The following is a 25672-nucleotide window of genomic DNA, read 5'->3' as shown; positions in this document are numbered from 1 at the left end:
TCCTTTCTTATAAGGCCTTTTCTGTTAATTGTATAAAGAAATAAGCAGGTGCGGCGAGAAGTCCGAGTATGCTAGCAGTTCCGAGAAGGAGTGAAAGTAGGAGGCAAGAATATTTTATTCCATTCGATTTTTTCCATCCGTAACTACAAATCTCAATACTAACACCGATGAGAATAATGGCAACGAGTATTTCTGCTAATAATAAAAGAGCTAAAGTTACAATAGACATAATGTGATCCATCCTCATAATATGTGATAGTAACATTTTACCATATGAAGTTAAAAAAATGCCCCTCAATTATGTGAGGGGCATTTTTTTACTCTAATATGTTTTTTAGTGTATCGATATGTTCTTTTGAACCTGTTACAAGTAATGTGTCACCGTGTTGTAGTCTTGTATCACCATGTGGTATTAATGCTTTGTTACCGCGGTAGATTTGAATGACAAGTACATCACCTAAAAACGGGAGGCGGCGAAGCGCAACGCCGTTATATTTATTGCTGCGCAGTTCAACTTCACGTACTGTTTCGTTTGCTGTTGTAATTAAGCGAACGAGACTAGGTTTATCAATAAGTGCACGTAATAAAATACGTGTAGAGTTAATTGTTGAGAATACAGCGATATGTTCTTGCGTTGCTTTTTCTTGTAGAAGTGGATCTTCTACACTTGCAATAACATGTTCAACACCTAGCTCTTTTGCATGTTCTGCCAATAATAAGTTTTGTTCATCATCGCTTGTTGCAACAACGACGCGATCTGCATCAAATGCTGTTTGTTCAGTTAATGATGCGATTGTGATGTCATCTAATTTCACGATAGGGAAGTCATGTGATTTCGCTTCTTCATCATTTATTTTGTTTTGACGCATCATATATAGCGTTACGTCATAATCTTCTCGTTTTAAATCTAGTGATAACGGAAGGGTAATTCTGCTCGCGCCAATAATAGCTACTTTTGGTTTTGGTGTTTCTACTTTTGGGAACATTTTTTTAAACAATATAGGTGCAAAAATACAAGTAATAACTGCGCTTAAAATAAGAGAGGCAGATAAACTTGGACTGATGATCTCCAGTTTTTCACCAATTTGTGCAGCCGCAATAACTAAAGAAAGTGTCGATGTTAATAAGATTGCACTTCCAAGTACGATATTACGTGGATACCATTTTCTTAAGACGAGTGATGGTAAGAGTTTCGAAATAAAGAGTCCTACAATTAAGATTGGAATCATTAGCATGCTAGAAGGTTCTTTGAAAATAGACCACACCTCTAGATTTACACCAACCATTACGAAGAAAATAGGGATGAAGAAACCATAGCCGATAGAATCAAGTTTTTCCACCATATCTTCATTTGGTGATAATAACGATACAAGTACACCTGCTAAGAAGGCACCTAAAATATTTTCTGCTCCAACAGATTCCGATAACCCAACTAAGATTAAAATGAGTGCAAAAACAGCTCGTGTATCAATTTGTACACTACCAGCTTTTAAACTATCTAAGTATGGAATGTTTTTAAAGCGTTTTGCAATAAAGTAAATGACAATACCGGCACCGAATAGAATAAGTAAGAGCCACATACTTTGACCGCTTTCGGAATTTAATCCGACGAAAACAGCGAGTAAAATCATTGTAACTAAGTCTGCAATAACAGCAACTAATAAAATGATTTGTCCGATTGCAGTTTTTCCTAGGTTGTTTTCTTTTAATGTTGGTACAACAACACCTAAAGAAATAGTTGAAATAATTAAAGTCATGAACATTGCATTATCTACAAATCCTAGCCATACGAATAGTAATGATAGGGCATAAGATAAGATGAAAATAAATAAGAAGATAATGCTTGCTACTTGAAATGTATTTGGCTCGTTTGTCGTATTTTTTTTCCCTTTTTGTTTAAAGATAGAAAAATCAATTTCTAAACCGCTTAAGAACATGAGGAAGATAAATCCTAATGTTGATAAAACTTGAAGCCATATATCTGGCTCAATAATATTAAACCCACTTTTACCTACAAAGATTCCTGCAATAATTTCTGCAACGACAACAGGAAGTGCTTTTAATTTAAAGCGTTGTAACAAAAGGGGAACGAAAAACGCGATTGCAACGACAACCATAAGTGATAGAACAGAAGTATGATGTTCCATTGCGTTCTCTCCCTTCAAATAAATATAGTACCTATTTAGCCATATAATAGGTAGAAAAGCAACGCATATGGATTCGATTTCATAAAGAAAGATTTTTCTTAACATTTGTCATAATAAGTATATTTTTCATGATTCTATTGTTAATTCCGTAATGTGGATGTAATAGGGGAGGGGATAAAAAAAAGACTGCTGAGGAATCTCAGCAGTCTTTTTCATGTACATTACATTGAGAAGAAGATCCATACAGTTAAACCAACTGTTGCAGTTGCAACGAAGAAACTGTATATCATTGTAAGAATTTGAACTCTTCCTTCTCCTTCTTTTAAATGCATGAACATAATTAATTGTAACAATGCTTGCGCAACAGCCATTATGATAATAGTTGTTAAGACTGTTGAAAGTGGCAATGTTGTGTAAAGTGCCACGTATAACGCTAGAAACGTTAATGCAAGCGATAAAATAAATCCGAAAACGTGTGACCAAGGGAATCCGCTATGCGCATGCCCGTTTGCTTGATTGTTGTTTTGAGCCATTTACGCCACCATCCCGTTCAAGTAAACTAGTGTGTAAATAAAGACCCAAACTAGATCAAGGAAATGCCAGTATAAGCTGATAATGAATACTTTACGAGCTGTAACTGGTGTTAAACCTCGTTTTAAAATTTGGATAATAACACAAGTTGCCCAAATGATACCGCCTGTTACGTGAGCTCCGTGCGTTCCAAGAAGAACGAAGAATCCAGATAAGAAAGCACTTGTTTGAATTGTTGCGCCTTCACCAATGTACATAATGAACTCTTCGATCTCAAAGAATAGGAAACCTGCACCTAAAAGTAATGTAAGGACGAACCATCCAAGCATCGCTTTTTGGTTATGCTTACGCATTTCATGAATTACGATACCGCATGTAAAACTACTTGTTAAAAGTAGTAATGTTTGAATTAAAAGCGTTTTAAGTTCAAACAATTGCGCTGGTGTTGGGCCATCTGCCGTACGACCAGCAAGGACTAGATAAGAGGCGAAAAGTGTTGCGAACAGCATAATTTCAGCCCCAAGAAAAATCCAGAATCCTAGGATATTCAATCTGCTTTGTTCGGATTGATATTCCAAAGGTAAGCTTTTATCTAAAGCCGCCATGTCATTTCACCTCTCATGCTATATGTTCTGTTTTTTTAATTTCATCAACACTGATATAGTAACCTTCATCATAATCGAATGAACGATAGATTAAGCAAGCTAAAATACCAACTCCACCGATTGCTGCAAGCCAGAACCAGCTAAATACTAATGCGAAACCTGCAAGACCGAAGAATCCAGACGCAATAATAGGCACACCAGAGTTACTTGGCATGTGAATTGGTTTGATATCTTCTGCTGCTGGTGTAACTGTTTCTCCGCGTTTTTTCATGTACCAGAAAGCATCAGCTTCTTTAATTTCAGGAAGCTTCGCGAAGTTGTAATGTTGTACAGGAGAGTGAGTTGCCCATTCAAGTGTACGACCATCCCATGGATCTCCAGTTGTGTCACGTTCACCGTGACGTGCACTCCAAATTACGTTGTAGCAAAGAAGTAGGAAGCCGATACCCATCATTACCGCACCAACAGATGCGATTTGGTTTAGCCATCCCCATCCAAGACTTTCAGAGTAAGTGTACATACGACGAGTCATACCGTCTAAACCTAAGAAGTACATTGGGAAGAAACAGATGTTGAATCCGCTCATAAAGATCCAGAATGTCCATTTACCTAGGCGTTCATTTAACATATGACCAGTCATTTTTGGATACCAGAATGTGAATCCAGCAAGCATAGCGAATACTGTACCTGCGATTAATACGTAGTGGAAGTGAGCGATTAGGAAGTAGCTGTTATGGTATTGATAATCAGCAGCTGCCATTCCAAGCATAACCCCTGTAACCCCACCGACTACGAAGTTTGGAATAAATGCCAATGACCAAAGCATTGGAACTGTAAAACGGATACGTCCTTTATACAGTGTAAACAACCAGTTAAAGATCTTAACACCGGTTGGAATCGAAATCGCCATTGTCGAAATCGAGAAGAATGAGTTAACCGCTGGACCTGCACCCATCGTGAAGAAGTGGTGAAGCCATACGACGAAACTTAGTAAAGAAATTGCAACCATTGAGTATACCATCGCACTGTAACCGAATAGACGCTTACGTGAGAATGTACTAATGATTTCAGAGAAAATACCGAATGCCGGTAAAATAACGATATATACTTCAGGGTGACCCCATACCCAGAACAGGTTGGCCCATAACATCGGCATACCGCCGCTCGCCATCGTAAAGAAGTGAGCATCGAATAGACGGTCAAATGTCATTAATGCAAGAGCAACTGTTAATACTGGGAAAGCGAAAATAATGATAATTGTTGTAATTAAGATTGACCAAGTAAACATTGGCATTCTCATTAAAGTCATACCAGGTGTACGCATTTTTAAGATAGTAACAAGGAAGTTAATACCGGTCATTAGCGTACCGAGACCTGAAATCTGTAATGCAATTGCGTAGTAGTTATTTCCTACGCCTGAAGTAAACTCTGTACCTGCCATTGGGAAGTAAGAAGTCCACCCAGCGTCTGGAGAACCACCGATTACGAAAGCGATGTTGAATAACATTGCTCCGACAAAGAATAACCAGAAACTTAAAGCATTTAAGAACGGATATGCAACATCACGAGCACCAATTTGTAATGGGACTACAAGGTTCATTAATCCCATAACGAATGGCATTGCCATGAAAAGAATCATTACTGTACCATGCGTTGTAAAGATTCCGTTATAGTGTTCAGCGTTTAAATAAGTTGTTTCTGGGAATGTTAACTGTGCACGGATCATTAAACCATCCATACCACCACGGAATAACATGATAACCGCAGAAATAATATACATGGCTCCGATTTTTTTATGGTCAACAGTTGTCAACCATTCGTCCCAAAGCCATTTCCATTTTTTATACTTTGTTAGTACGAAAATGATTGCTAATGTCACAAGAACGATAGAAGCGTCTGCACCGTAAATAATCGGGTCACCTGTGACAAAGAATTCATCAAGCTTCACTGTGTTCACTCCAATCTGTTGGAATAATAGCTATTATTTTTTGTTTTTGTAGTAGTTGTAATCACAATATTCAAGTGATTTTGGATCTACATAACTTAAGTGGTGACTAGAGAATGTCATACGACCAACTACACCAGGTTTAACAATTTCGTTGTACTTAGCTTCTGTTAGTTTAGGAGCAGTTTCTTGTACTTCTTTAACCCACTTGTCATATTTCTCTTTAGTTTTTGCTTCAACTTCGAACTCCATGTGTGTGAATCCTTCACCAGAGAAGTTCGCACTACGGCCTAGGTAAGAACCTGGCTTATCAGCTTGTAAATAAAGATCCATAATCATGCCATCCATTGTGTACTTCATACCACCAAGTTCTGGTACCCAGAAAGCATTCATTGGGCCGACAGAAGTCAGTTTGAATTGAATTGGTACACCAGCTGGGATGTTTAAATAGTTAACGGTTTCAATTTTTTCCTCTGGGTAACTGAATAACCATTTCCAGTTTGCAGATGTAACATAAATTTCAACTGGTTTAATATGTTTGGACTCTTTCGGAACCTCTTCCGAAGCATAAGTTGCTTTTACTGTTGGAATCGATAATGCGATAACGATAATAACAGGAACAAGCGTCCAAATAATTTCTAGTAATGTGTTACCGTGTTGTTCAGGTGGCTCATAGTCCATATTCTCTGGTTTTTCACGATAACGAATCAAGATGACTGTAAACAGAATGAATACAATTGCGATAATTAATGACATAAGCAAGAATGACCAAACAATTAAATCATACTGTGCTTTTGCAACAGGTCCTTGCGGATTTAATACTGCGAGTTTTTTATCACAGCCACCGAGGAACAGAAGTAATGATAACGGAAGAAGTGAAGCCAACTTCCAAAACGCTTTCTTTAGTTGCACGATTGAAAATCTCCTTTCTCCTTGGATTGAAACTATGCCAATAAAACAATATAAACCTATTAATTTATAGAAGGCAATAGTTTTTGATATATTGTTAAAAAATAGACACAAATGCACACTTTTTAAGGTGAATATCATTTGTAACTTGATTACATTGTAAACTATTTTCCAGAGAAAAACGTGATTGTGAAAATTTTAAGATAAATAAAGTTATACCAGGATATCCAAGAAATAGAAAAAAGCTATCTTATGATAAGAAAGATAGCTGAATATTTTGTATATTTAGTTTATTTCTTGTGTGACAGTTCGTGGCTGTTCAAGTGTGACAATTTTTTTATATTTAACTTGGTATAAAATGTAACAAATAATCATAAATGGAATGCCGCAATAAAGAGCAATTCTTTGATCTGGAATGAAAGCCAAACTAACAAATATAATGAAATTGAGCGAGAACGCTACGATTGGAACGAGTGGATAGAGCGGTGTACGATATTTTAAATCATTTATGTCGCCACCATTTTTCACGAAATTTCTACGGAAGAAAAACTGTGAAGCGGCGATTGACATCCAAACTACAACGGCAGCCATTGCTGCAATAGATGTTAAAACTAGAAAGACAGTATCTGCCGCAAATACACTTGTTAGTAAGGACAGGCTAGCGAAAATCAGGCTGAAAATTAATGCATTTAGCGGTACACCTTTTTTAGTTAATTTCGTAAATGCTGGACTTGCCATTCCTTGTTTTGCCATCGCCCACAGCATACGAGAATTTGCGTATAGACCAGAGTTAGCAACGGATAATACAGCTGTAATAATAACAAAGTTCATAATGTCTGCTGCATATGGGACACCGGCTACATCAAATACAAGTACAAAGGGACTTTCGACTAGATTAGCCTCTTGCCATGGGAGTAAACCTACAACAACTGATATCGCTAAGACGAAGAAGAAGAGAGTTCGCCAAATTGTATTTTTTATTGCTTTTGGAATTGTTTTTTCAGGATTTTCACTTTCTCCTGAAGCGATTCCAATTAATTCTGTTCCTTGGAAGGAGTAATTTACTGTAATCATCGTAAGAAGAACAGCTAATGCACCGTTTGGAAATAGCCCACCATTTTCAGTGAAATTATGAAGCATTGGAGCTGGCTTTCCATTGAAGTCTAGTAGACCGAACATAACAGCACCACCAAGCACGATGAAAATAACAATTGTCGCGACTTTTACACTTGCGAACCAAAACTCTGCTTCTGCATATGCTTTTGCTGATAAAGCGTTTACAAGGAAGAGTGCTGCTGCAAATGTAACGCACCAAATCCAGGAAGAAACGTCTGGAAACCAGCGTTTCATTAAAATACTTACAGTTGTTAACTCCACGCCAACTGTAACAGCCCAATTTAACCAATACATCCAACCAACAACAAATCCAAAACCAGGTGAAATGAATTTGCTTGCATAACTTTGGAATGAACCTGCTTCTGGCATAGCAACGGATAATTCACCAAGACATAACATCGTTAAATACATAACAAATCCACCGACTAAAAATGCAAGAATAGCACCACCAGGTCCGGCATTATGGACAATTTGACCAGATCCCATAAATAGCCCGGTTCCGATAACACCGCCGAGTGCAATCATAAATAGGTGTCTACTTTTCATTGTTCGTTTTAAATCTGTTTGTTCAATTTGTTGATTCATATGCCCTCACCCCGTATTTTCTTGAATGTGTGAACTTCGTTTTATTCTGAGTTTTTAATCATTAGTGGGGGATGCAACACACACTCGGTTTATTTGCTATGAAATGAATGGAGTATGTAAAAAAACGAACTATGACTAAATACTCTAAGAATGTTTGTTAACATGGTGATATCTTCACTATGTTAACAATTTTGATTTTAGCAAAATATTCTGGAAATGTATATTTATTTTTCTTTTTATTAAAAATAATTAGAATTTTTATAATTCATTCTATGAGCGATAATTCACATGATCTTTCTAGCAAACTAGTAAGAAGAAGGGTACAATGATAAGAGTTGTGTCTGTAAAATAATAATTAATGGAGTTTTGTTTATAATGAAAAAGTTAAAATATCTTTTTGTTTTTGGGATTATAATTGCTGCTGCGTTTTTTATAGGGAAAGATAAAATCATGCAAAAGGCGCAAGTTCTACGCCTAGAATTTCTATCTGAAATGAAAGAAGCAGCTATGATTGAAGATGTTCCGTTTATTAAACAATTACCAGAATTACCTCGAGGATGTGAAGTGACAAGTTTAGCTATGTTGCTCCAATATAAAGGTGTACAAGTAGATAAGATGCAACTTGCTAGCGAAATTCATCGTGTTCCATTTGAACAAAATGGTTTGCGTGGAAATCCTTACGAGGGATTTGTGGGAAATATTTATACAAAGGCAGAGCCTGGATATGGTGTGTACAATAAACCAATCTTTGATTTAGCAGAAAAATATGTTCCTGAAAAAGTAATTAATTTAACAGGTAGAGACATGCAAGATATATATAAAGTAATTAGTTCAGGCTCTCCGGTATGGGTCATTATTAATACGACGTTTAAGCCGCTAGCTGAAAGTAGTTTTGAAACATGGAATACGAGTTCAGGCGAAGTGAAAATTACATATTATGAGCATAGTGCAGTAGTAATTGGATATGATCAAAACTTTGTATATGTAAATGATCCTCTTAAAAATAATCCACGTTTGGCTGTTCCGCGAGCAGAATTTGAGAAAGCTTGGGAGCAAATGGGAAAACAAGCAATTACTATTTTATAATAATGAAAAAGTCATCTTTTGGATGGCTTTTTCTTTTTAGTTTATCATCACTGAAAATTCAGAAGATTCTTTTAAAAGTTAACAATTCACGTTATAATAACATTTAACTTGGTGAAGAAGGGGAGAAGAGAAATGGATGTTGCAAAGGAACTTGTTTTGTCAAAAAATCAGTTAGTTGAGTGGAGAAGGCATTTTCATAAGTATCCAGAGTTATCTTTTCAAGAAGAAAAAACATCGCAGTTTGTGTTCGATATACTTCGGAAATTTCCATGTTTAGAAGTGTCACGGCCGACTAAATATAGTGTGATGGCAAAGTTAGTAGGTAAACATCCGGGCAAAACAGTTGCGATTCGCGCCGATATGGATGCTCTTCCTATTCATGAAGAAAATGAGTTTGATTTTATTTCTACATATAAAGGTGTAATGCATGCATGTGGTCATGATGGACATATAGCGATATTACTTGGGGTTGTATATAAGTTAGTAGAAGAAAGAGAGAAGATTAAAGGGGAGATTCGTTTTCTATTCCAACATGCTGAAGAGAATTTTCCTGGTGGTGCAGAGGAGATGGTTGCTGCAGGTGTAATGGAAGGTGTGGATTATATTATTGGTGCTCACCTTTGGGCGTCGTTAGAGGTTGGGAAAATAGGTGTTATTTATGGTCCTGCAATGGCTGCACCGGATGTTTTTAAAATTAAGATAGAGGGAAAAGGTGGACATGCTGGAATCCCTCATGAAACGGTGGATAGTATTGCAATCGGAACACAAGTCGTTTCGCAACTTCAGCAAATTGTATCTCGCCTCACGAATCCATTAGATTCTCTCGTAATATCTGTTACGCAATTTCATGCGGGGACAACTCATAATGTAATACCAGAGCAAGCCGAGATTGAAGGGACAGTGAGAAGTTTAAGACATGAATTACGAGGTGAAACAGAGAAGAAGATTGAGCGGATTGTGAAGCATATTACGGAATCTTACGGAGCGAAATATACATTTTCATATGAATATGGGTATCGACCAGTTGTAAATGACTATGAAGCTACAGAGCTTATTGAACAAACGGCCTTACAACTTTATGGAAGGGATAGAGTTGTTCGTTTACAGCCGACGATGGCTGGAGAAGATTTTTCAGCGTTTTTACAAAAGGCACCGGGGACATTCTTTTTTATCGGAGCGGGAAATAAAGAGAAAGGTATTATATATCCTCACCATCACCCTCGTTTTACGATTGACGAAGATGCATTACCGATTGGAGTGGAAGTCTTTGTATCAGCCATTATGAAATTTATAAGTAAAGGAGAATGAGATGAAGAAAATACACATTCTAGCGCTTATCCCAGTTCTTTGTTTAGTAGTTGGGCCAATATTTGCGAATTCAGTTACTCCTTACGTATTAGGGATGCCATTTTTATTATTTTGGGTATTATTATCAGTGTTTATTACATCTTTTTGTATGGGGCTTGTGTACGTGTTTGATCCTGCTAATAAGGAGGATGTAAAATGACTGCATTACTTATCATTATTTTATTTTTGTTTCTCGCACTATTTTTAGGGATTCGGGCACAACATGGAAAAGATATGAATTTAGAGCAATGGTCAGTTGGGGGAAGAGGGTTTGGCACTATTTTTGTTTTTCTCCTTATGGCAGGTGAAATTTATACGACGTTTACATTTTTGGGAGGAAGTGGCTGGGCGTATAGTAAAGGAGCACCTACCTTTTATATTTTAGGCTATGGCGCTTTAGCTTATCTTTTATCGTATTTTTTATTGCCACCGATTTGGAAGTATGCGAAAGAGCATAACCTTGTTTCACAGTCGGATTTTTTTGCGAAGAAATATAGAAGTAAAGCGCTTGGGATTATTGTTTCAATTGTTGGTGTTGTTTCCATCATCCCATATCTTGTTTTACAGTTAAAAGGACTGGGAATTATCGTTTCAGAAGCTTCTTACGGAAGGGTGTCACCTGTTGTTGCGGTTTGGATTGGTGCTATTGTTATAACTATATATGTAATGGTTTCAGGTATACATGGTTCGGCTTGGACGGCCGCTTTGAAGGATATTATGATACTGTTTATCGTTATGTTTTTAGGTATATATTTACCGTATCATTATTATGGAGGATTTCAGCCGATGTTTGAGGCTGTAGAGGCAGCGAAACCGGGATTTTTATCTTTAACTGAAGAAGGAATGAGTATTTCTTGGTTTGTTTCTACTATTATATTAACGGCCCTCGGTTTCTATATGTGGCCTCATACATTTGCTTCTGCTTTTTCTGCAAAAAATGAAAAAGTATTTCGTAAAAATGCAGCAATTATGCCATTGTATTCTTTAGTTTTACTTTTCGTATTTTTTGCAGGATTTGCTGCTATATTACAGGTTCCGGGATTAAAAGGAGCGGATGTAGACCTTTCATTGTTCAGACTTGCTCTTCAAACGTTTGACCCTTGGTTTATTGGAATTATTGGTAGTGCGGGAGTATTAACGGCATTGGTTCCGGGTTCGATGCTTGTTATGGCGGCTTCTACACTGTTAGCGAAAAATATTTATCGAACGATAGTTCCATCTGCTTCAGATAGACAAGTTGCTAAGATGGCAAAATTATTTGTGCCTGTAGTAACGCTCGTGGCAGTTTTATTTACATTCAAAGGAGGAGAAACGATAGGAGCGCTTCTATTAATGGGATACAGTATCGTTACACAACTTTTCCCTGCACTTGTATGTAGTTTGTTTCCACGTCAAATTATTACGAAGCAAGGAGCTATTGCAGGAATGGGAGTTGGGCTATTAGTGGTCGCATATATTACCTTATCTGGTTCAACTATAGCCACGATGTTTCCGAGTTTCCCGCAGTATATAAAAGATTTGAATGTAGGTATAGTCGCATTGTTAATTAATATAATTGTGATGTTTGTAGTCAGTGGATTTACAAAAGGTGTATTTATAAAGAAAAACACTATAATAGTGGAAAAGTAATTCGTTTATCCCCCATTAACAAGCAGTAAGACCCCCACCTCAAAATTCAGCGGAAGCAAAGAAGTTAGGTGGGGGCCCTGCTGCCTGTAAAAGCCCGATTGGTGAGGGTTGATTAAAGTTTTACTTTATTAGAGCTATCTTTGAAAAGAGATAGCTCTTTTTTGTATATATTTTCTTCAATTAGCGGAATCTAACTAAAAACTTGTTGAAAAGGAAGTTAGGTGGGGAAATTGTTAGAGCTTGAAGGTAACTTATTTGAAGTTATGAAAGAAATTAGGGATGAGTTAGGTTCACCTAATGATTTAACAATTAGAGAAGTTGTTCTTGCTGGGAGTTTTACACGTTGTGCGGTTGTGTTTTTATGTGGGTTAACAGACAAGGATAATGTTTATAAATATGTAGTTCGTACTCTTCAATATGAAGAAGTGCAAAATGAAGCGGCTGTCGTTCAGACGTTATTGGATCGTTTTATTTCTATTGCGGAAGTGGGTAAGAAGACAACGTTTCCGGATATTATAAATGCGATTTTAGCGGGAGATACAGTTATATTAATTGATAATATTCAAACTGCTATCGTTATTAATAGTAGGGCTTGGGAGAAGAGAAGTTTAGAGCCACCAGTGACAGAAGATTTAATACGCGGACCGAGAGTTGGATTAAATGAAGATATTAATGTGAATAAAATGTTAATCCGACGCAGTTTACGCGATCCAAAGTTGAGGTTCCAATCTTATATTATGGGGAAGCGATCGCAGAAAGAAGTAACCCTAGTATATATAGAAGATATTATTAATCCTCACATTGTAAAAGAGTTAGATCGCCGTCTTCAATCAATAGTGACAGATGTTATTTTGGAAACAGGTACGATTGAACAATTAATTCAGGATAATAATTTATCTCCATTTCCACAGTTTTTGAATACAGAGAGGCCAGATAATATTATAGCGTCATTAGCGAAGGGAAAAGCGGCCATTTTAGTAGACGGATCTCCGTTTGCCCTTATTGCACCGCTTGTGTTTGTTGATATTTTTCAATCTGTAGAAGATCATTACGAGCGCTGGGTGATTGGAACGTTACTAAGATTTTTACGTATGGGTTCAGGTATAATCGCGGTTTTGTTACCAGCTATGTATGTAGCACTTGTATCTTATCATCAAGGACTTATTCCTTCTAAACTGGCTTATTCAATTGCAGGTGCGAGGGAAGGTGTTCCGTTTCCAGCATATATTGAAACGTTAATGATGGCCTTGACTATGGAATTAATACGAGAAGCTGGAATCCGATTGCCGAAACCGATGGGGCAAACGATAGGGATTGTAGGAGGTCTTGTAATTGGAGAAGCTGCGGTAAATGCAGGGATTGTAAATCCGTTTTTAGTTATTATTATTGCAGTTACTGCGATTGCTACGTTTTCGCTTCCTGTATATAGTATTACGATTACGTTCCGAATTTTACTTTTCGTCTTTGTATTAGCTGCAACGGCTTTTGGACTGTATGGGATTATTCTAGCTCTGATTGCACTTGCTATTCATATTACAAATTTAACAAGTGTTGGTATACCGTATACAACTCCCATTGCTCCTGCATTTTATAAAGATTGGAAAGAAGAATTTATTCGCATGCCAAAATCGATGTTGAAAGATAGACCAGAGTACTTACAAACAAAAGATTCTACAATACGTCCAAAGGAGCGAAAATAAGTGAAACCATTTGAGTATGGCGATGAAGAGATTGGATCTCGGGAAATTGGGTTTGCGGTATCATCGACCATTATTGGTATAGGGGCATTGTCTATGCCGAGAGATATCGCTAACCAAACTTTATTTTCGGACGGTTGGATTATCTTGCTTTTGGGTGGATTGATCTGCGCAGTTTTAGGCTGGTTTGTGACGAGAGTGGCTATCTTATTTCCAAAACAAAATTTTGTTCAATATACGAGTGCGCATTTGACGAAGCCTGTTGCATACACAATTAGTAGTATTTTAGTATTAACGTTTGCTGCTTTGACAGCGTATGAATCGCGAATGATTTCAGTTATTTCTCAAACGTATTTATTTAGTGATACACCAATACAACTACTGTCTTTTTTCTTCTTATTAGTTGTTATTTATGGAATAGCAGGATCAAGAGCAGCCTTATTAAGGTTAAATGTTTTATTCTTGCCTATTGTTTTAATTGCGATAGTACTTCTTTCTTTATTGAATATAAATTTAATGGAAATAAATAATTTACTACCAGCTTTTCAAACGAAAGTAAGTCAATATGCTGTTGGAGTTAAAAATTCTATTTTTACGTTTATTGGATTTGAAGTAGCTTTATTTTATGCGGTGTTGCTGAATGATAAGACAGCGAAAAAAGCGCCAATGGCAGTCGCGAAAGCGGTGATGGTAAACGTGCTGTCATACATTTTAATTTATGTAACTTGTATTAGTGTTTTTACGTATATGACAACACGTGGATTGACATATCCAACAATTGAATTAGGGAAAGAAATTGAAATTGGTGGAGGATTTTTAGAAAGGTTTGATGCGATTTTTTTTACGACTTGGATTATTACTATTTATAACACTACAGCAATGTATTATGACGTCGCATCTTTATTGTTTTGTGCTATGTTTCCGAAAGTGAAGAAACAAATTTTTATTTTCATAAGTGCCCCTATTATTTTTATGGTGAATATGATACCTAGTAGTTTAAATACTTTATCAAGTTATGGGACTTATTTAGCTTGGATAGATATGGGGTTTGTTGTGTTAGCTCCTTTGCTCGTTTTAATTGTATATAAAATAAAAAGAAGGAATGGTGGAAATGAAACACCTTCTTAAAATTATAATGGTTATGGCTTTAACTGGATTTATGAGTGGGTGTTCTGAGTTAGAAGAGATAGAAGAAAGAGGATTTGTAGTAGGAGCGGCTTACGATATTGTGAAGGAGAAGAAAGCGAATCCAATTATGAAAGGGACCTATCAGATGGTACTCCCCAGTAAATTGTCTCAACAGGGTGGACAAGGGGGTGGGGATAGCGAAAATTATATTAATGTTAGTGCAAAAGCAGATAGTGTATTTGAACAAATAAGAATAATCGCCAAAAAAATTAGTCGTACATTATTTTTCCCTCATATACAGGTGATTATTTTCTCTGAAGAATTACTTTCACATCCATACATTTTACAAAATACGTTAGATGTATATATTCGCGATCATGAGATGAGAAGAAATATTCGTTTGTTCGTTTCTAATAAAAATGCCGAAGCTATTTTAAAACAAAGTGCCAAGCCTGAAAATTTACCGGCGCAGTATATTGATATGTTAGCTGAACACCCTCCGAAAAATGCCCAAATGATTGAGGCTGCAAGAATTGGTGAGGTGCAGGAAAAGATGATCTCTAACCGAAGTTTTGTATTACCTATTCTGGAACTAACAAAACAAGGAGTACAAATGAACGGTGCAGCATTGTTTCGTGGAAAGGATAATAAATGTGTAGGCAATTTGAGTGGGGAAGAAACAGTAGGGATGAATTATATAATAGGTAAAAAAATTGGAGGTTTTTTTACCATCCGTAAAAAGAATCAACTTATTACATATGAAATTCATAAGTTACGTCGAAAAATTAAAGTATCCACAACGAATGCTACAAAACCAAAGTTTGATATTCATTTATCTCTGGAAGGCACATTGGCTGAGTTGCATTTTAGTGATCATAAAAAGGTTTTGAATGAAAAGCGTTTAGAGAAGGATATATCGGAAGAAATGGAGAAGCGTATTCAAAAATCAATTAAACTTGTTCAAAAAAAATATAAGGTAGATGTACTAGAGTTAGGGGAAGTGTATAAGCGACATAATTATAAAGAGTGGAAAAAGGTAAGTAAGAATTGGGATCAAGGCGAAAATTACTTTAGTAATGCTGAAATTACTGTTCATGTTCATCCAACAATTGAACATTCAGGTTCAGCTTTACCGAAAAGAGTGAAATAAGGTGATGAAAGTTGTTTACTGGATTAGGAATTAGTTGCACGATATTAATGGCAGTTCTTCCAGGAACTATATATTTTATTCATAAAAAACTCACAACGTATGGAGCACAGCCGTGGAATGCTGATGTGCAAAAAAAGAAACCTGAATAATTTCAGGTTTCTTTCGTGCAAAGCATATGTGAAGGGGGATACCTTCTATGTATGCTTTGCTTTATACAAGCCCTAACCAATGTACCAATTGTGTAGAGAGGAATGTAACAACAATGGCGATAACGGTAGGGATTGCAAACGATAAGAATGTCCATTTTGCACTTTTTGTTTCTTTGTATATATTAACAAGTGTTGTTCCGCACGGGAAATGAAGAAGTGAGAACAACATTGTGTTTAACGCTGTTAACCAAGTCCAACCATTTTCTAGGAATAGATTTTTAATTTGATTAAAATCATCTATTTCAGTTAAAGCCCCAGTTGATAAGTAAGACATTAATAAAATTGGGATTACAATTTCATTAGCGGGTAGTCCAAGAATGAATGCAGCTAGAATAAAGCCGTCAAGTCCTAACATTTTAGCAAATGGATCTAGAAAGTTTACAAAATACATAAGTAAGCTTGTGTCACCAATAAAAATGTTAGCAAGTAACCAAGTTAATGCAGCCGCAGGGGCAGCAACAACTATAGCTCGTTTTAAAACATAGATTGACTTATCGAGTGTTGCGCGAACAATTGTATTCCAAACTTTTGGCTTGCGGTACGGAGGTAACTCAAGTGTGTAGTGAGTTGGAACCCCTTTTAAGGCTGTTTTTGATAGTACCCAAGAAACAGTTAATGTCATAATAACACCAATTACAACCATTCCGACTACAACGCCAGCAGTAACCAATGTTTGCATACTGCCTGTATAACCAGCAGCCATAAATAGTGAAGCCATTAGAATTAACATAGGCCAGCGACCGTTACAAGGAACGAAGTTGTTCGTTAAAATTGCTAGCATGCGTTCACGTGGTGATTCAATGATACGTGTTGACATAATGGCTGCTGCATTACAACCAAATCCCATTGCCATTGTTAAAGATTGTTTCCCGTGTGCGCCGGATCGTTTGAATAAGCGGTCCATATTAAACGCGACACGTGGTAAGTATCCGTAGTTTTCTAATAGCGCGAACATTGGGAAAAAGATTGCCATAGGTGGTAACATAACGCTAATAACAGCACCGATACCACGGAACAAACCAAGTATTAAAATGCCATGTAACCATTCAGGTGCATGCGCTGCTTGGAACCAAGATGTTAAATATCCTTCGGCCCATCCGAAGAATTCGGCAATCATATCAGATGGTACGTTAGCGCCTGCAATTGTAAGATAAAAAATAATAGATAAAATACCGAGCATAATTGGGAATCCCCAGATTGGAGATGTGAAAATTGTATCTAGTTTTTCGGAACGATATAATTTATCAGTATTTGTATATTGGACAGATTCTTTACATATGCTTGCAGATGTTCGGTAAATATCTCCGACTATATCATCTCGTATATCTTCTTTTGAAAGTGTTTGTGCATGTTGAATAATATAGTCTAATGGAAGAGCTTTACTGGCTGAGTGAGATTCCATTAATTACGACCTCCCTTACAAGTGGTTCATTATGGTGTTTTTGAAGTGTAGTTAAGAAATTTTTATCTCCATCTAATATACGTAACGCAATCCAACGTGCTGGATACGTATCACCGAACACTTTATAAATTTGTGGTTCTAATTCCTGAATCATATTTTCGATTTTTTCGCTGTGAGTAATTTTAATTGGTGTTGGAATTAGTTTTTTATTTGCTACTCTTGCAATAACATTTAGCAAATGACCAATACCTACTCGGTTACGTGCTGAAACTTTAACGACAGGTACACCAAGTGATTTTGCTAATTTCTTTTCATCGATAACAATCCCTTTTTTCTCGGCTTCATCAATTAAGTTAATGCAAATGACTACATTATTTGTCATCTCCATCACCTGGAGTGCTAAATTTAAATTTCTTTCCATAGCAGTTGCGTCTATAACAACTACAGTTACTTCTGGTTTTTCAAATATAATATAATCCCTCGCTACTTCTTCGTCTGCGGAATTTGAGTATAGTGAGTAAGTTCCCGGTAAATCTATTAATGTATAATTACTTCCGTTATGTTCATATTCTCCTTCAGCTTTTAAAACAGTTTTTCCCGTCCAGTTTCCAGTATGTTGTTTTAAGCCTGTTAAAGTATTAAATAATGTACTTTTCCCTGTATTCGGGTTACCAGCTAAAGCGATACGATGTTTGCTCATCTGAAATCATCTCCTATTAATACCCCGAAAATAAGGGAGCTTTCTTCTTTACGCAGTGCAATAGTTGTGTTGCTCACTTGATAAGCGACCGGATCTCCAAGTGGACTGCGTTGCAATACTTTAATCGTCGCCCCCGGGATAAATCCCAAATCTAATAAGCGTCGTTTCATAGTTCCTTCTAATTGTATCTTCTCAATTTGTACAAACTCTCCTATTTTAAATTCGGAAAGTGGTTTTATATTAGCCGATACCATAAAAGTTACCTCATCTCTATATTTTTAGTTTGAGTTTAAAAAGTTTCCTAAGGTAAACTTTTTGTTAGTAATATAGTAGACTACATTGGATTATGTTGTCAATTAGTACTTTAAAAATATTCATTTATTTTTAGAATTGTTCCAATTTATTTAGTTGTACTAAAAAATATTACTGAAATTATTTTTAATGTGCATAAATTAGGTGTGTAAAAATTACAAAATACAGCGGAATTGTAAATGTAACTTTAACGAAAAGGGAAAAAGAGAGAAAAACATTTACATTGAATTTACATTGTTAAGAATATATTTACATTGCAGCGTAGTTAGTGTGGTTTTTGTTGGGTTATTTAACTATAAATGTTGGGATTTCTAGCTTTTAAGGATTATTATCGTCATTTACTTAAAATTAAAAATTGCTTAACACTCACATAATATTGTTGTCCTACAATGAATTTGTGTTCGAAAGAAAATGAATTCGAAAAGTGATAATCCAAATGGGGGTACAAGACATGGTTATGAAAAAAGGTATTAAATTTTCTTTAGCAGCTTTAGTGGTAGCAGGAGCATTAGTTGGTTGTGGGAAAGCAGAAGATACAACTAGTAAAGAAACTGCTAAAGGAAGCGATAATACAAAACAAGAATTATCAGGTACGATTGCAGCGGCTGGTTCTACAGCTCTTCTACCTCTTGCGGAGGAAGCTGGAAAGAAATTCATGGAGAAAAATTCAAAAGTTTCTATTCAAGTTCAAGGTGGCGGTAGTGGAACTGGGATTAACCAAGTAGCATCTGGTGCAGTACAAATTGGTAATTCAGATGTTCCGTCCGGAGATAAAATAAAAGATGCTGAAAAGGCGAAAGAATTAGTAGATAACAAGGTAGCGGGTATTGCATTCGCTCTTGTCGTAAATAAAGATGTAAAAGTTGATAACTTAACAATGCAACAAGTACAAGATATCTTCACTGGAAAAGTAACAAACTGGAAAGAAGTAGGCGGAAAAGATGAAAAAATCAATGTAATTAACCGTCCGGCTTCATCTGGTACACGTGCTACATTTGAAAAAACGATTATGAAAGACGCGAAAATTAATGATGGAACTGGTACAACACAAGATTCTAACGGTGCAGTAGAGCAAGCGATTAACTCTACTCCTGGTTCGGTGAGTTATTTAGCAATGTCTTACATGGTCGGCGAGAAAAAAGGCGCACTACAAACAGTGAAAATTGATGGTGCTGAACCGAAAGTTGAAAACATTGCGTCTGGTAAATATCCATTCTGGTCTTACGAATATATGGTAACAAAAGGTGAAGCGAAGGAAGCAACAAAAGCTTACATCGATTATGTAAAAGGTAAAGATTTTGAAAAGCAAGTAGAAGATATGGGCTACATTCCAATGTCTAAATTAAATAAGTAATAAAATTTTATGGGGCTGGCTGCAAGGCCAGTCCTGTTCATTTCAATCTGTGAAGTGGGGTCTGTCCTGTGATGAAGGGGAAAAAACAAATTAATTACGTAAAAAGTGAATATATAGGAAGATCACTTGTTACGTTTTGTGGTATTTTTATTGTTTTAATTACATTAGCTATTATTGCGTTTATTTGTGGGAAAGGTATTCAATCTTTTACACAAAGTGGTATCTCATTTACTGAGATGTTAACATCGACAAAATGGAATCCAAATGCTGATCAAGGATCCTTCGGGGCTTTAATTTTCATTGTAGGTTCAACGGTGGTTTCGTTAGGTGCGGTTATTATTAGTGCACCAATTGCTATAGCTCTTGCTATATTCATGAATTTAATTTCGCCAAAGTTTGGAAATAAAGTATTGAAGCCTGTTCTAGAATTGTTAGTTGGTATTCCTTCGGTTGTATACGGATTATTAGGTGTTACGATTTTAGTACCACTATTACGTGATTCGTTTGGGGGAGTAGGCTTTAGTTTAATTGCAGGTATTGTTGTATTAAGTATTATGATTTTACCTACTATTGCTAGTATCGCTTCTGATGCAATACGTTCTGTTCCATTTGATTATTTAGAAGCTTCTTATGGTCTAGGATCAACGAAATGGCAAGCGATTAGCCGAGTAATTGTTCCTGCTGCGAAGAAAGGGATTTTAACAGGTGTTGTTTTAGGTTTAGCGCGTGCTTTTGGTGAAGCGCTAGCGGTTCAAATGGTAATCGGGAATACGATTAAATTACCAGAAGGAATATATAGTCCGACAGCGACGTTAACTGGTATTTTAACAATGGACATGACGAATACATTGAACGGAACTGCTTGGAACAATGCGCTATGGACTTTAGCGATGATTTTACTTGTTATTTCATTCCTGTTTATTTTAGTAATTCGAGCGATTGGGCAAAGAGGTGAGCGATAATAATGAATGCAAGAACGGTAAATAAAGTTTGGACAGGTATCTTTTATGCGGTTGCAGCTTTAGTTGTAGCTTTGCTAGTGTTCTTAGTATTTGAAATTTTACAAAAGGGATGGGGGTTTTGGGATCCTAATTTCTTGTTTGGAGAACCAAGCAATACAAGAGCTGGTGGTGGGATTGGTCCGCAGTTATTCAATTCCTTCTACATGCTTGTTATAACGCTTATTATATCTATTCCTCTTGGATTAGGTGCTGGAATATATTTAGCAGAGTACGCAAAACAAGGACGTTTTTTAAATTTTGTTCGTCTATGTATCGAGACAATGGCATCTTTACCTTCTATTGTTGTTGGTTTATTTGGTTTGTTAGTGTTCGTTACAATGACAGGTTGGGGATACACAGTAATGGGTGGTGCTCTTGCTTTAACTATTTTAAATTTACCAGGTTTAACGCGTGTTTGTGAAAATGCGATTTCAGAAGTTCCTCATAATGTAAAAGAGGCAAGTCTTGGATTAGGTGCAACGAAGTGGCAAACAATCGCTCGTATTATTATCCCATCGTCATTACCACAAATTATTACAGGGATTATTTTAGCGGCGGGTCGTATATTTGGGGAAGCGGCAGCATTAATTTACACAGCGGGTTTAACATCCCCGATTTTAAATTCAGCAGCGGATTTATCAAGTCCTGCGCATCCTTTAAATCCGTTTAGACCAGCTGAAACATTAGCGGTTCACATTTGGAAATTAAATTCTGAAGGAGTTATTCCAGATGCGAAGTTGATTGCGACAAAATCTGCAGCTGTATTAATTATTATGGTATTACTATTCAATGTTATTTCACGCTTGATAGCATCTATATTACACAAGCGCTTTACAGGAACGAAAAGAAAAAGTAAAACAACGAAAAAGGTAAAAGCGGCATAAATTATAAAGAAGAACTCTCTATTTATAAGTAGGGGGTTCTTTTGTATTTTAATTATAGAAGGAAAGGACGTAGCGATTGTTGAATTTGTGATTAATTATATAGACGAACAGATGTAATTTAGATCGTGGATTCTAGTAAACCTATAGAGAAATATGTGGAAAAAATGATGGATTTTATGACTAAATAGAGAGAAGGCGTTATCTTCATTTGTGAAGATAACGCCTTTTGTTTTTAAATATCAGGTGTTTCTGTAGAAGTACTTATTTTCCTACGGGAGCGTCTTTTTCTCCCGATTTTATCTAATAGTTCATACATAACTGGAACGACTACTAATGTAAGAGCAGTTGAGACTGCCAAACCGCCGATGACAACGACGGCTAAACTTTTTGATACCATACTTCCTGCTTGGGATTGGCCAAATAGGAGTGGGAGCATAGCAACGATTGTTGTAATAGCTGTCATAATAATTGGGCGTAGTCTAGTAGAACCTGCTTCAAGTAAGGCTTCTCTAGTTTCCATTCCGTGTTCCCGATTTTGTTGGACTCTTTCTATTAATACAATAGCGTTTGTAACAACAATCCCGATTAACATTAATGCGCCGATCAAGGAATTTACATCAACAGGTGTTCGTGAAATGATTAATCCTAAAATACCACCGACAGCAGCTAACGGTAAGGAGAATAGGATTGCAAAAGGAGCACGTGCTTGCCCAAAGGTGATAACCATAATTAAATATACAATCCCGATTGCGATCCCCATAATTTTGAATAAATCTGTAAAATTCTCTTGCATAGATTCAGTAGCTCCTGCGATATTTACTTTTGCACCACTAGGTAAATCTAAGTCAGTCATCGCTTTATTTACTGCTGTGTTTACTTTACTCAAATCTTCATTTGAAGCTTCGGCTGTAATTTGGATTGTTTCTTTTCCGTCTTTATGGAAAATTTCTGTTTGCGTTTGTTTTTCTGAAATAGTTGCGATGTCTTTTAAAGGTATTGGTCCATTAATAGGTGATAGTATGTTTGTATTTAAAATATCTTCTTGTTTATTAATGTTTTCTTTTTTGTGTTCTATCATAATAGTAGCTTTTTCATTATTAATTGTAATTTCGCCAATAGGTGATTTCTTCATAAGGAATGCTACTTGTTGCGCAGCTATTTCTGGTGTTAAACCTAGTTGTTCAGCCTTTGTTTGATCAATATGAATTTGCCATTCTTTTTTAGAGTCTTCTAAATTTGTTTTTACTTTAGAAAGATCATCCATGCTTTTTAGTTTTGTTTCAACGATAGTAGCCGCCTCTTTTAAATCCGCTTCGTTAGTAGCTGTTACGTTAAATTGTAAGTTATTGCCGCCGCCAGAGCTTGAATAACTTGTTTTTATATAATCAAGTTCAGCAGGCTCAAAAATTTTATTTTCCTTTTTTAACTCTTTAATATATTGATCAATATCAGAACCTTTTTTAAAGACTACGAATATACTAGCGAGGTTATTTTTAGTTGTTTGCCCCCATTGAGCATCTTCTGCGCTAGATCCCATTCGTAAAATAACGTCTGTTATATCTGAATTAGAAAGTAATTTCTTTTCAAAATCAAATGCTTTTTGTTTTTGAGATTCAGCATTATAATCGGCTGGAAATGTCATGTTAATAGATAACATTGTGTCGTCTTCAGATTTTATGTTTGCTTTCGGTAGTAATATATAAGCTGCAATTGATCCTACAAATAATAAAAATGCAGTAAGTAGAATAATGAATTTATGAGAAAGAGCCCACTTTAATGTAGCGACATATCGTGATGAAGAATTTGGCTTTCGATGCTTTGTTTTTTTGAGTAGTAAAAAAGCCATAAGTGGAACAACTGTTAGTGCAACGATTAAGGATGATAGTATAGAATATACAACTGCTAATACCATAGGTAACATTAATTTTCCGATTGCTCCCGCTACGAGGCCGATAGGTAAAAAAACAGCGACCGTTGTTAAAGTAGAAGAAGTAATTGCGACTGCGACTTCTTTCGTTGCATCGAGAATGATATCTTTAGAGAAAGAATCTTTTTGTAAACGGCGGAAAATATTCTCGATGACAACGATACTATCATCGACGAGACGTCCAACCGCAACAGCTAAACCACCGAGGGTTAAAATGTTAAGCGTAATGTTAGATTGATGTAGTAAAAAGAGTGTTAATAAAATAGATAATGGAATACTGACAACAGCGATGAGTGTTGTTCGGAAGTTACGTAAAAAGATTAAGATAATTAGAGTTGCAGCAATTGCTCCAAGTATTACTTCTTTTCCCATGCTAGTAACAGCATTTTCAACTTGTTCATGGGTTGAAGCCAAAAGTTTAATAGAAAATTGATCTTTATATTCCTTATCTATCTCTTTAACTTTTTTATCAATCTCTTTTCCAATGGCAACTGCATTTTTACTCGGTTCTTTCATGATGATTAATCCTGTGCCTTCTTCTCCGTTTATATGTGAGATTGTATCGTAGTGTTGTTTAATTTCAATTTGAGCAATGTCTTGCAATTTCACTTGGGGTGCCACAGTGATGTTTTTAATGTCATTTACATTTTTTATGTCCCCAATGACGCGGAGGTTGTATTCTTCCTGATTAACAGTAATTGCCCCAGCTGGAGTAGAAGTTTCTTTTCCTTGTAAAACAGTTAGTACCTGCTGTGATGTTACGTTTTTGTTTTTTAATTGGTTCGGATCAAGTACGATAGATAATTCAGAGGTGGATTTTCCGAAAAACATAACGTTGGCAACACCATCAATGTTTTCGAGTTGTGGTACGATTTCTTTTTCAATTTGTTTTTCATCTGCTTTTGAAAAACCGTTTTGTTTCTGGATAGTAATTTGAGCGAGTGGAATCATAGAAGTGTTTAATTGACTAACTACGGGCTTGGTTACATCTTTAGGTAATTTAATTGTATTGACGGCTTTTTCGACTTCGCGTGCTGCATCTTTCATGTTTGCTTTTGATGTATACGCAATGTCGATACGTGATAATCCCTCGTATGTAGAAGAAGTAATGGTGTCGACGTGTTCTAAATTGCGAAATTGTTTTTCGAGAGGATCAGTTACATCCTTTGTCATCGTTTCAGCGTCGAGTCCTTGAGATAAGGTTGTGACGGTAATTGCCGGATTGTCGATACTTGGTAAAAATTCCATAGGTAATTTAGAGCCGGAATAAACACCGAGTATGGAAATGAGAAAGATCATGATGATAATGGCAGCTCGGTTTTTTAATGAAAACTTTGTTAACCTATCCATAAAATAATTCCTCCATTGGTTTATTTATAGTTGAGTGCGTCCTTTCTTACTATATAACAAAAAATGGATATTTTTCATTAATTAAATGTAAAAAAATTCTAACAATATCCTTAAGTTTATATTAGGATTGGAATGTTGTTAATTTGTAGGGGGGGAATTTTCGAATGAGAAGGAAGGGGGTAATGCGCGCGAGTGGCTGTTTAATGTAGATGGGATTTTTTCTTACGGCTAATTTGTATAGTTATTTTATAGAAGGATAATTATTATAAACCTTAATATAGAAGAGAATGAAAATTTGGGAAGGTATTGTGAAATTCAATTTTGTTGAATGAAGTGTAGTAGTATACAATCAGAATAACTATTTTTAGTAGAGAGGATAATAGTTATTTCTATAGAAGAAAGTAGGGTGGATAATTTTTTTATATTTTTATAAAAAAAACACTTGTTATTTAAAAAGTGTGATGGTATATTAATAAACGTCGCTGATGCGGAAACGCAGAAAACGACAAAAAAGAAATTTTAAAACTTAGTTGACATCGAAAAATGAAGATGTTAATATGATGAAGTCGCTTCTGAAGCGGCGGACAAGTTCTTTGAAAACTGAACGAAACAAACAACGTGAAACGTCAATTTTTATTTTAGATGCTAGACAAACTAA

22 protein-coding genes are annotated in these 25672 nt (G+C 36.0%); 11 read left to right on the top strand and 11 right to left on the bottom strand.

What is annotated here, in order from left to right; translation table 11 throughout:
* Positions 1–7: 7 nt before the first annotated feature.
* The 7 genes from QO049_RS25375 to QO049_RS25345 all read right to left on the bottom strand — a co-directional run bounded on the left by QO049_RS25375 (position 8) and on the right by QO049_RS25345 (position 7838).
* Positions 8–265: a DUF4022 family protein gene (locus QO049_RS25375; protein ID WP_044129536.1), complete on the bottom strand. Its 258-nt coding sequence runs from the start codon at positions 263–265 to the stop codon at positions 8–10.
* Positions 266–317: 52 nt separating this feature from the next.
* Positions 318–2147, bottom strand: a complete 1830-nt coding sequence (locus QO049_RS25370) for a monovalent cation:proton antiporter family protein (protein ID WP_000399972.1) — start codon at positions 2145–2147, stop codon at positions 318–320.
* A 221-nt stretch (positions 2148–2368) separates the two neighbouring features.
* Positions 2369–2680 (bottom strand): cytochrome aa3 quinol oxidase subunit IV, encoded by a 312-nt coding sequence (qoxD, locus tag QO049_RS25365; protein ID WP_000068425.1) that lies wholly within the window; start codon positions 2678–2680, stop codon positions 2369–2371.
* On the bottom strand, positions 2681–3283 hold the full coding sequence (qoxC, locus tag QO049_RS25360; RefSeq protein ID WP_000729318.1) for a cytochrome aa3 quinol oxidase subunit III: 603 nt from the start codon (positions 3281–3283) through the stop codon (positions 2681–2683).
* Between the two features lie 13 nt (positions 3284–3296).
* The gene (gene qoxB / locus QO049_RS25355; RefSeq protein WP_000762367.1) at positions 3297–5231 is read right to left on the bottom strand and encodes a cytochrome aa3 quinol oxidase subunit I; all 1935 of its coding nucleotides are present in this window, start codon (positions 5229–5231) and stop codon (positions 3297–3299) included.
* Positions 5232–5264: 33 nt separating this feature from the next.
* Positions 5265–6140, bottom strand: coding sequence for a cytochrome aa3 quinol oxidase subunit II (locus QO049_RS25350; protein ID WP_001176165.1), 876 nt, complete (start codon positions 6138–6140; stop codon positions 5265–5267).
* Between the two features lie 282 nt (positions 6141–6422).
* Positions 6423–7838, bottom strand: a complete 1416-nt coding sequence (locus QO049_RS25345) for an amino acid permease (protein ID WP_284489593.1) — start codon at positions 7836–7838, stop codon at positions 6423–6425.
* Positions 7839–8213: 375 nt separating this feature from the next.
* On the opposite strand from QO049_RS25345, the gene QO049_RS25340 reads away from it, so the two are divergent.
* The 8 genes from QO049_RS25340 to QO049_RS25305 all read left to right on the top strand — a co-directional run bounded on the left by QO049_RS25340 (position 8214) and on the right by QO049_RS25305 (position 16024).
* Complete coding sequence (locus QO049_RS25340; protein WP_000734482.1) at positions 8214–8924, top strand: C39 family peptidase; 711 nt, start codon at positions 8214–8216, stop codon at positions 8922–8924.
* Between the two features lie 132 nt (positions 8925–9056).
* Positions 9057–10232 (top strand): amidohydrolase, encoded by a 1176-nt coding sequence (locus tag QO049_RS25335; protein ID WP_016117179.1) that lies wholly within the window; start codon positions 9057–9059, stop codon positions 10230–10232.
* Between the two features lies 1 nt (position 10233).
* Positions 10234–10431 (top strand): DUF3311 domain-containing protein, encoded by a 198-nt coding sequence (locus QO049_RS25330; RefSeq protein ID WP_000719833.1) that lies wholly within the window; start codon positions 10234–10236, stop codon positions 10429–10431.
* On the top strand, positions 10428–11900 hold the full coding sequence (locus QO049_RS25325; protein WP_016112167.1) for a sodium:solute symporter family protein: 1473 nt from the start codon (positions 10428–10430) through the stop codon (positions 11898–11900). Before QO049_RS25330 ends, QO049_RS25325 begins: the two co-directional genes overlap by 4 nt.
* A gap of 221 nt (positions 11901–12121) precedes the next feature.
* A complete protein-coding gene (gene gerLA / locus QO049_RS25320) occupies positions 12122–13600 on the top strand; it encodes a spore germination protein GerLA (RefSeq protein ID WP_139147433.1) in 1479 nt (492 codons plus the stop codon).
* Positions 13601–14725, top strand: a complete 1125-nt coding sequence (gene gerLB / locus QO049_RS25315; RefSeq protein WP_000802008.1) for a spore germination protein GerLB — start codon at positions 13601–13603, stop codon at positions 14723–14725.
* Positions 14709–15875 (top strand): spore germination protein GerLC, encoded by a 1167-nt coding sequence (gene gerLC / locus QO049_RS25310; protein ID WP_000681631.1) that lies wholly within the window; start codon positions 14709–14711, stop codon positions 15873–15875. The genes gerLB and gerLC overlap by 17 nt, the downstream gene beginning before the upstream one ends.
* A gap of 11 nt (positions 15876–15886) precedes the next feature.
* The gene (locus QO049_RS25305; RefSeq protein WP_098559404.1) at positions 15887–16024 is read left to right on the top strand and encodes a hypothetical protein; all 138 of its coding nucleotides are present in this window, start codon (positions 15887–15889) and stop codon (positions 16022–16024) included.
* A 61-nt stretch (positions 16025–16085) separates the two neighbouring features.
* Here QO049_RS25305 and QO049_RS25300 read toward each other — a convergent pair whose 3' ends face one another.
* From QO049_RS25300 to QO049_RS25290, 3 genes are read right to left on the bottom strand one after another with little or no spacing between them, the layout of a single operon-like run.
* Positions 16086–17486, bottom strand: coding sequence for a nucleoside recognition domain-containing protein (locus QO049_RS25300; protein WP_284489592.1), 1401 nt, complete (start codon positions 17484–17486; stop codon positions 16086–16088).
* The gene (locus QO049_RS25295; protein WP_284489591.1) at positions 17464–18186 is read right to left on the bottom strand and encodes a FeoB small GTPase domain-containing protein; all 723 of its coding nucleotides are present in this window, start codon (positions 18184–18186) and stop codon (positions 17464–17466) included. The genes QO049_RS25300 and QO049_RS25295 overlap by 23 nt, the downstream gene beginning before the upstream one ends.
* On the bottom strand, positions 18183–18440 hold the full coding sequence (locus tag QO049_RS25290; protein WP_000252982.1) for a FeoA family protein: 258 nt from the start codon (positions 18438–18440) through the stop codon (positions 18183–18185). Before QO049_RS25290 ends, QO049_RS25295 begins: the two co-directional genes overlap by 4 nt.
* 509 nt (positions 18441–18949) lie before the next feature.
* Between QO049_RS25290 and QO049_RS25285 the strand changes: the two genes are divergently transcribed.
* The 3 genes from QO049_RS25285 to pstA all read left to right on the top strand — a co-directional run bounded on the left by QO049_RS25285 (position 18950) and on the right by pstA (position 21737).
* Positions 18950–19852, top strand: coding sequence for a phosphate ABC transporter substrate-binding protein PstS family protein (locus QO049_RS25285; protein WP_000245109.1), 903 nt, complete (start codon positions 18950–18952; stop codon positions 19850–19852).
* 71 nt (positions 19853–19923) lie between these two features.
* Positions 19924–20814 (top strand): phosphate ABC transporter permease subunit PstC, encoded by an 891-nt coding sequence (gene pstC, locus QO049_RS25280; RefSeq protein ID WP_000676676.1) that lies wholly within the window; start codon positions 19924–19926, stop codon positions 20812–20814.
* Positions 20815–20816: 2 nt separating this feature from the next.
* A complete protein-coding gene (pstA, locus tag QO049_RS25275) occupies positions 20817–21737 on the top strand; it encodes a phosphate ABC transporter permease PstA (protein ID WP_000994140.1) in 921 nt (306 codons plus the stop codon).
* Between the two features lie 232 nt (positions 21738–21969).
* On the opposite strand, the gene QO049_RS25270 is transcribed toward pstA, so the two are convergent.
* Entirely contained in the window at positions 21970–25014 is a 3045-nt protein-coding gene (locus QO049_RS25270; protein ID WP_284489590.1) for an efflux RND transporter permease subunit, read from the bottom strand.
* Positions 25015–25672: the final 658 nt, after the last annotated feature.

Origin of the sequence: Bacillus sp. RB3 (assembly GCF_030164735.1) — a bacterium.
GTDB lineage: Bacteria > Bacillota > Bacilli > Bacillales > Bacillaceae_G > Bacillus_A > Bacillus_A cereus.
Note: the sequence above shows the minus strand (reverse complement) of the source record. Positions and strands in the feature narration are given on the sequence as shown.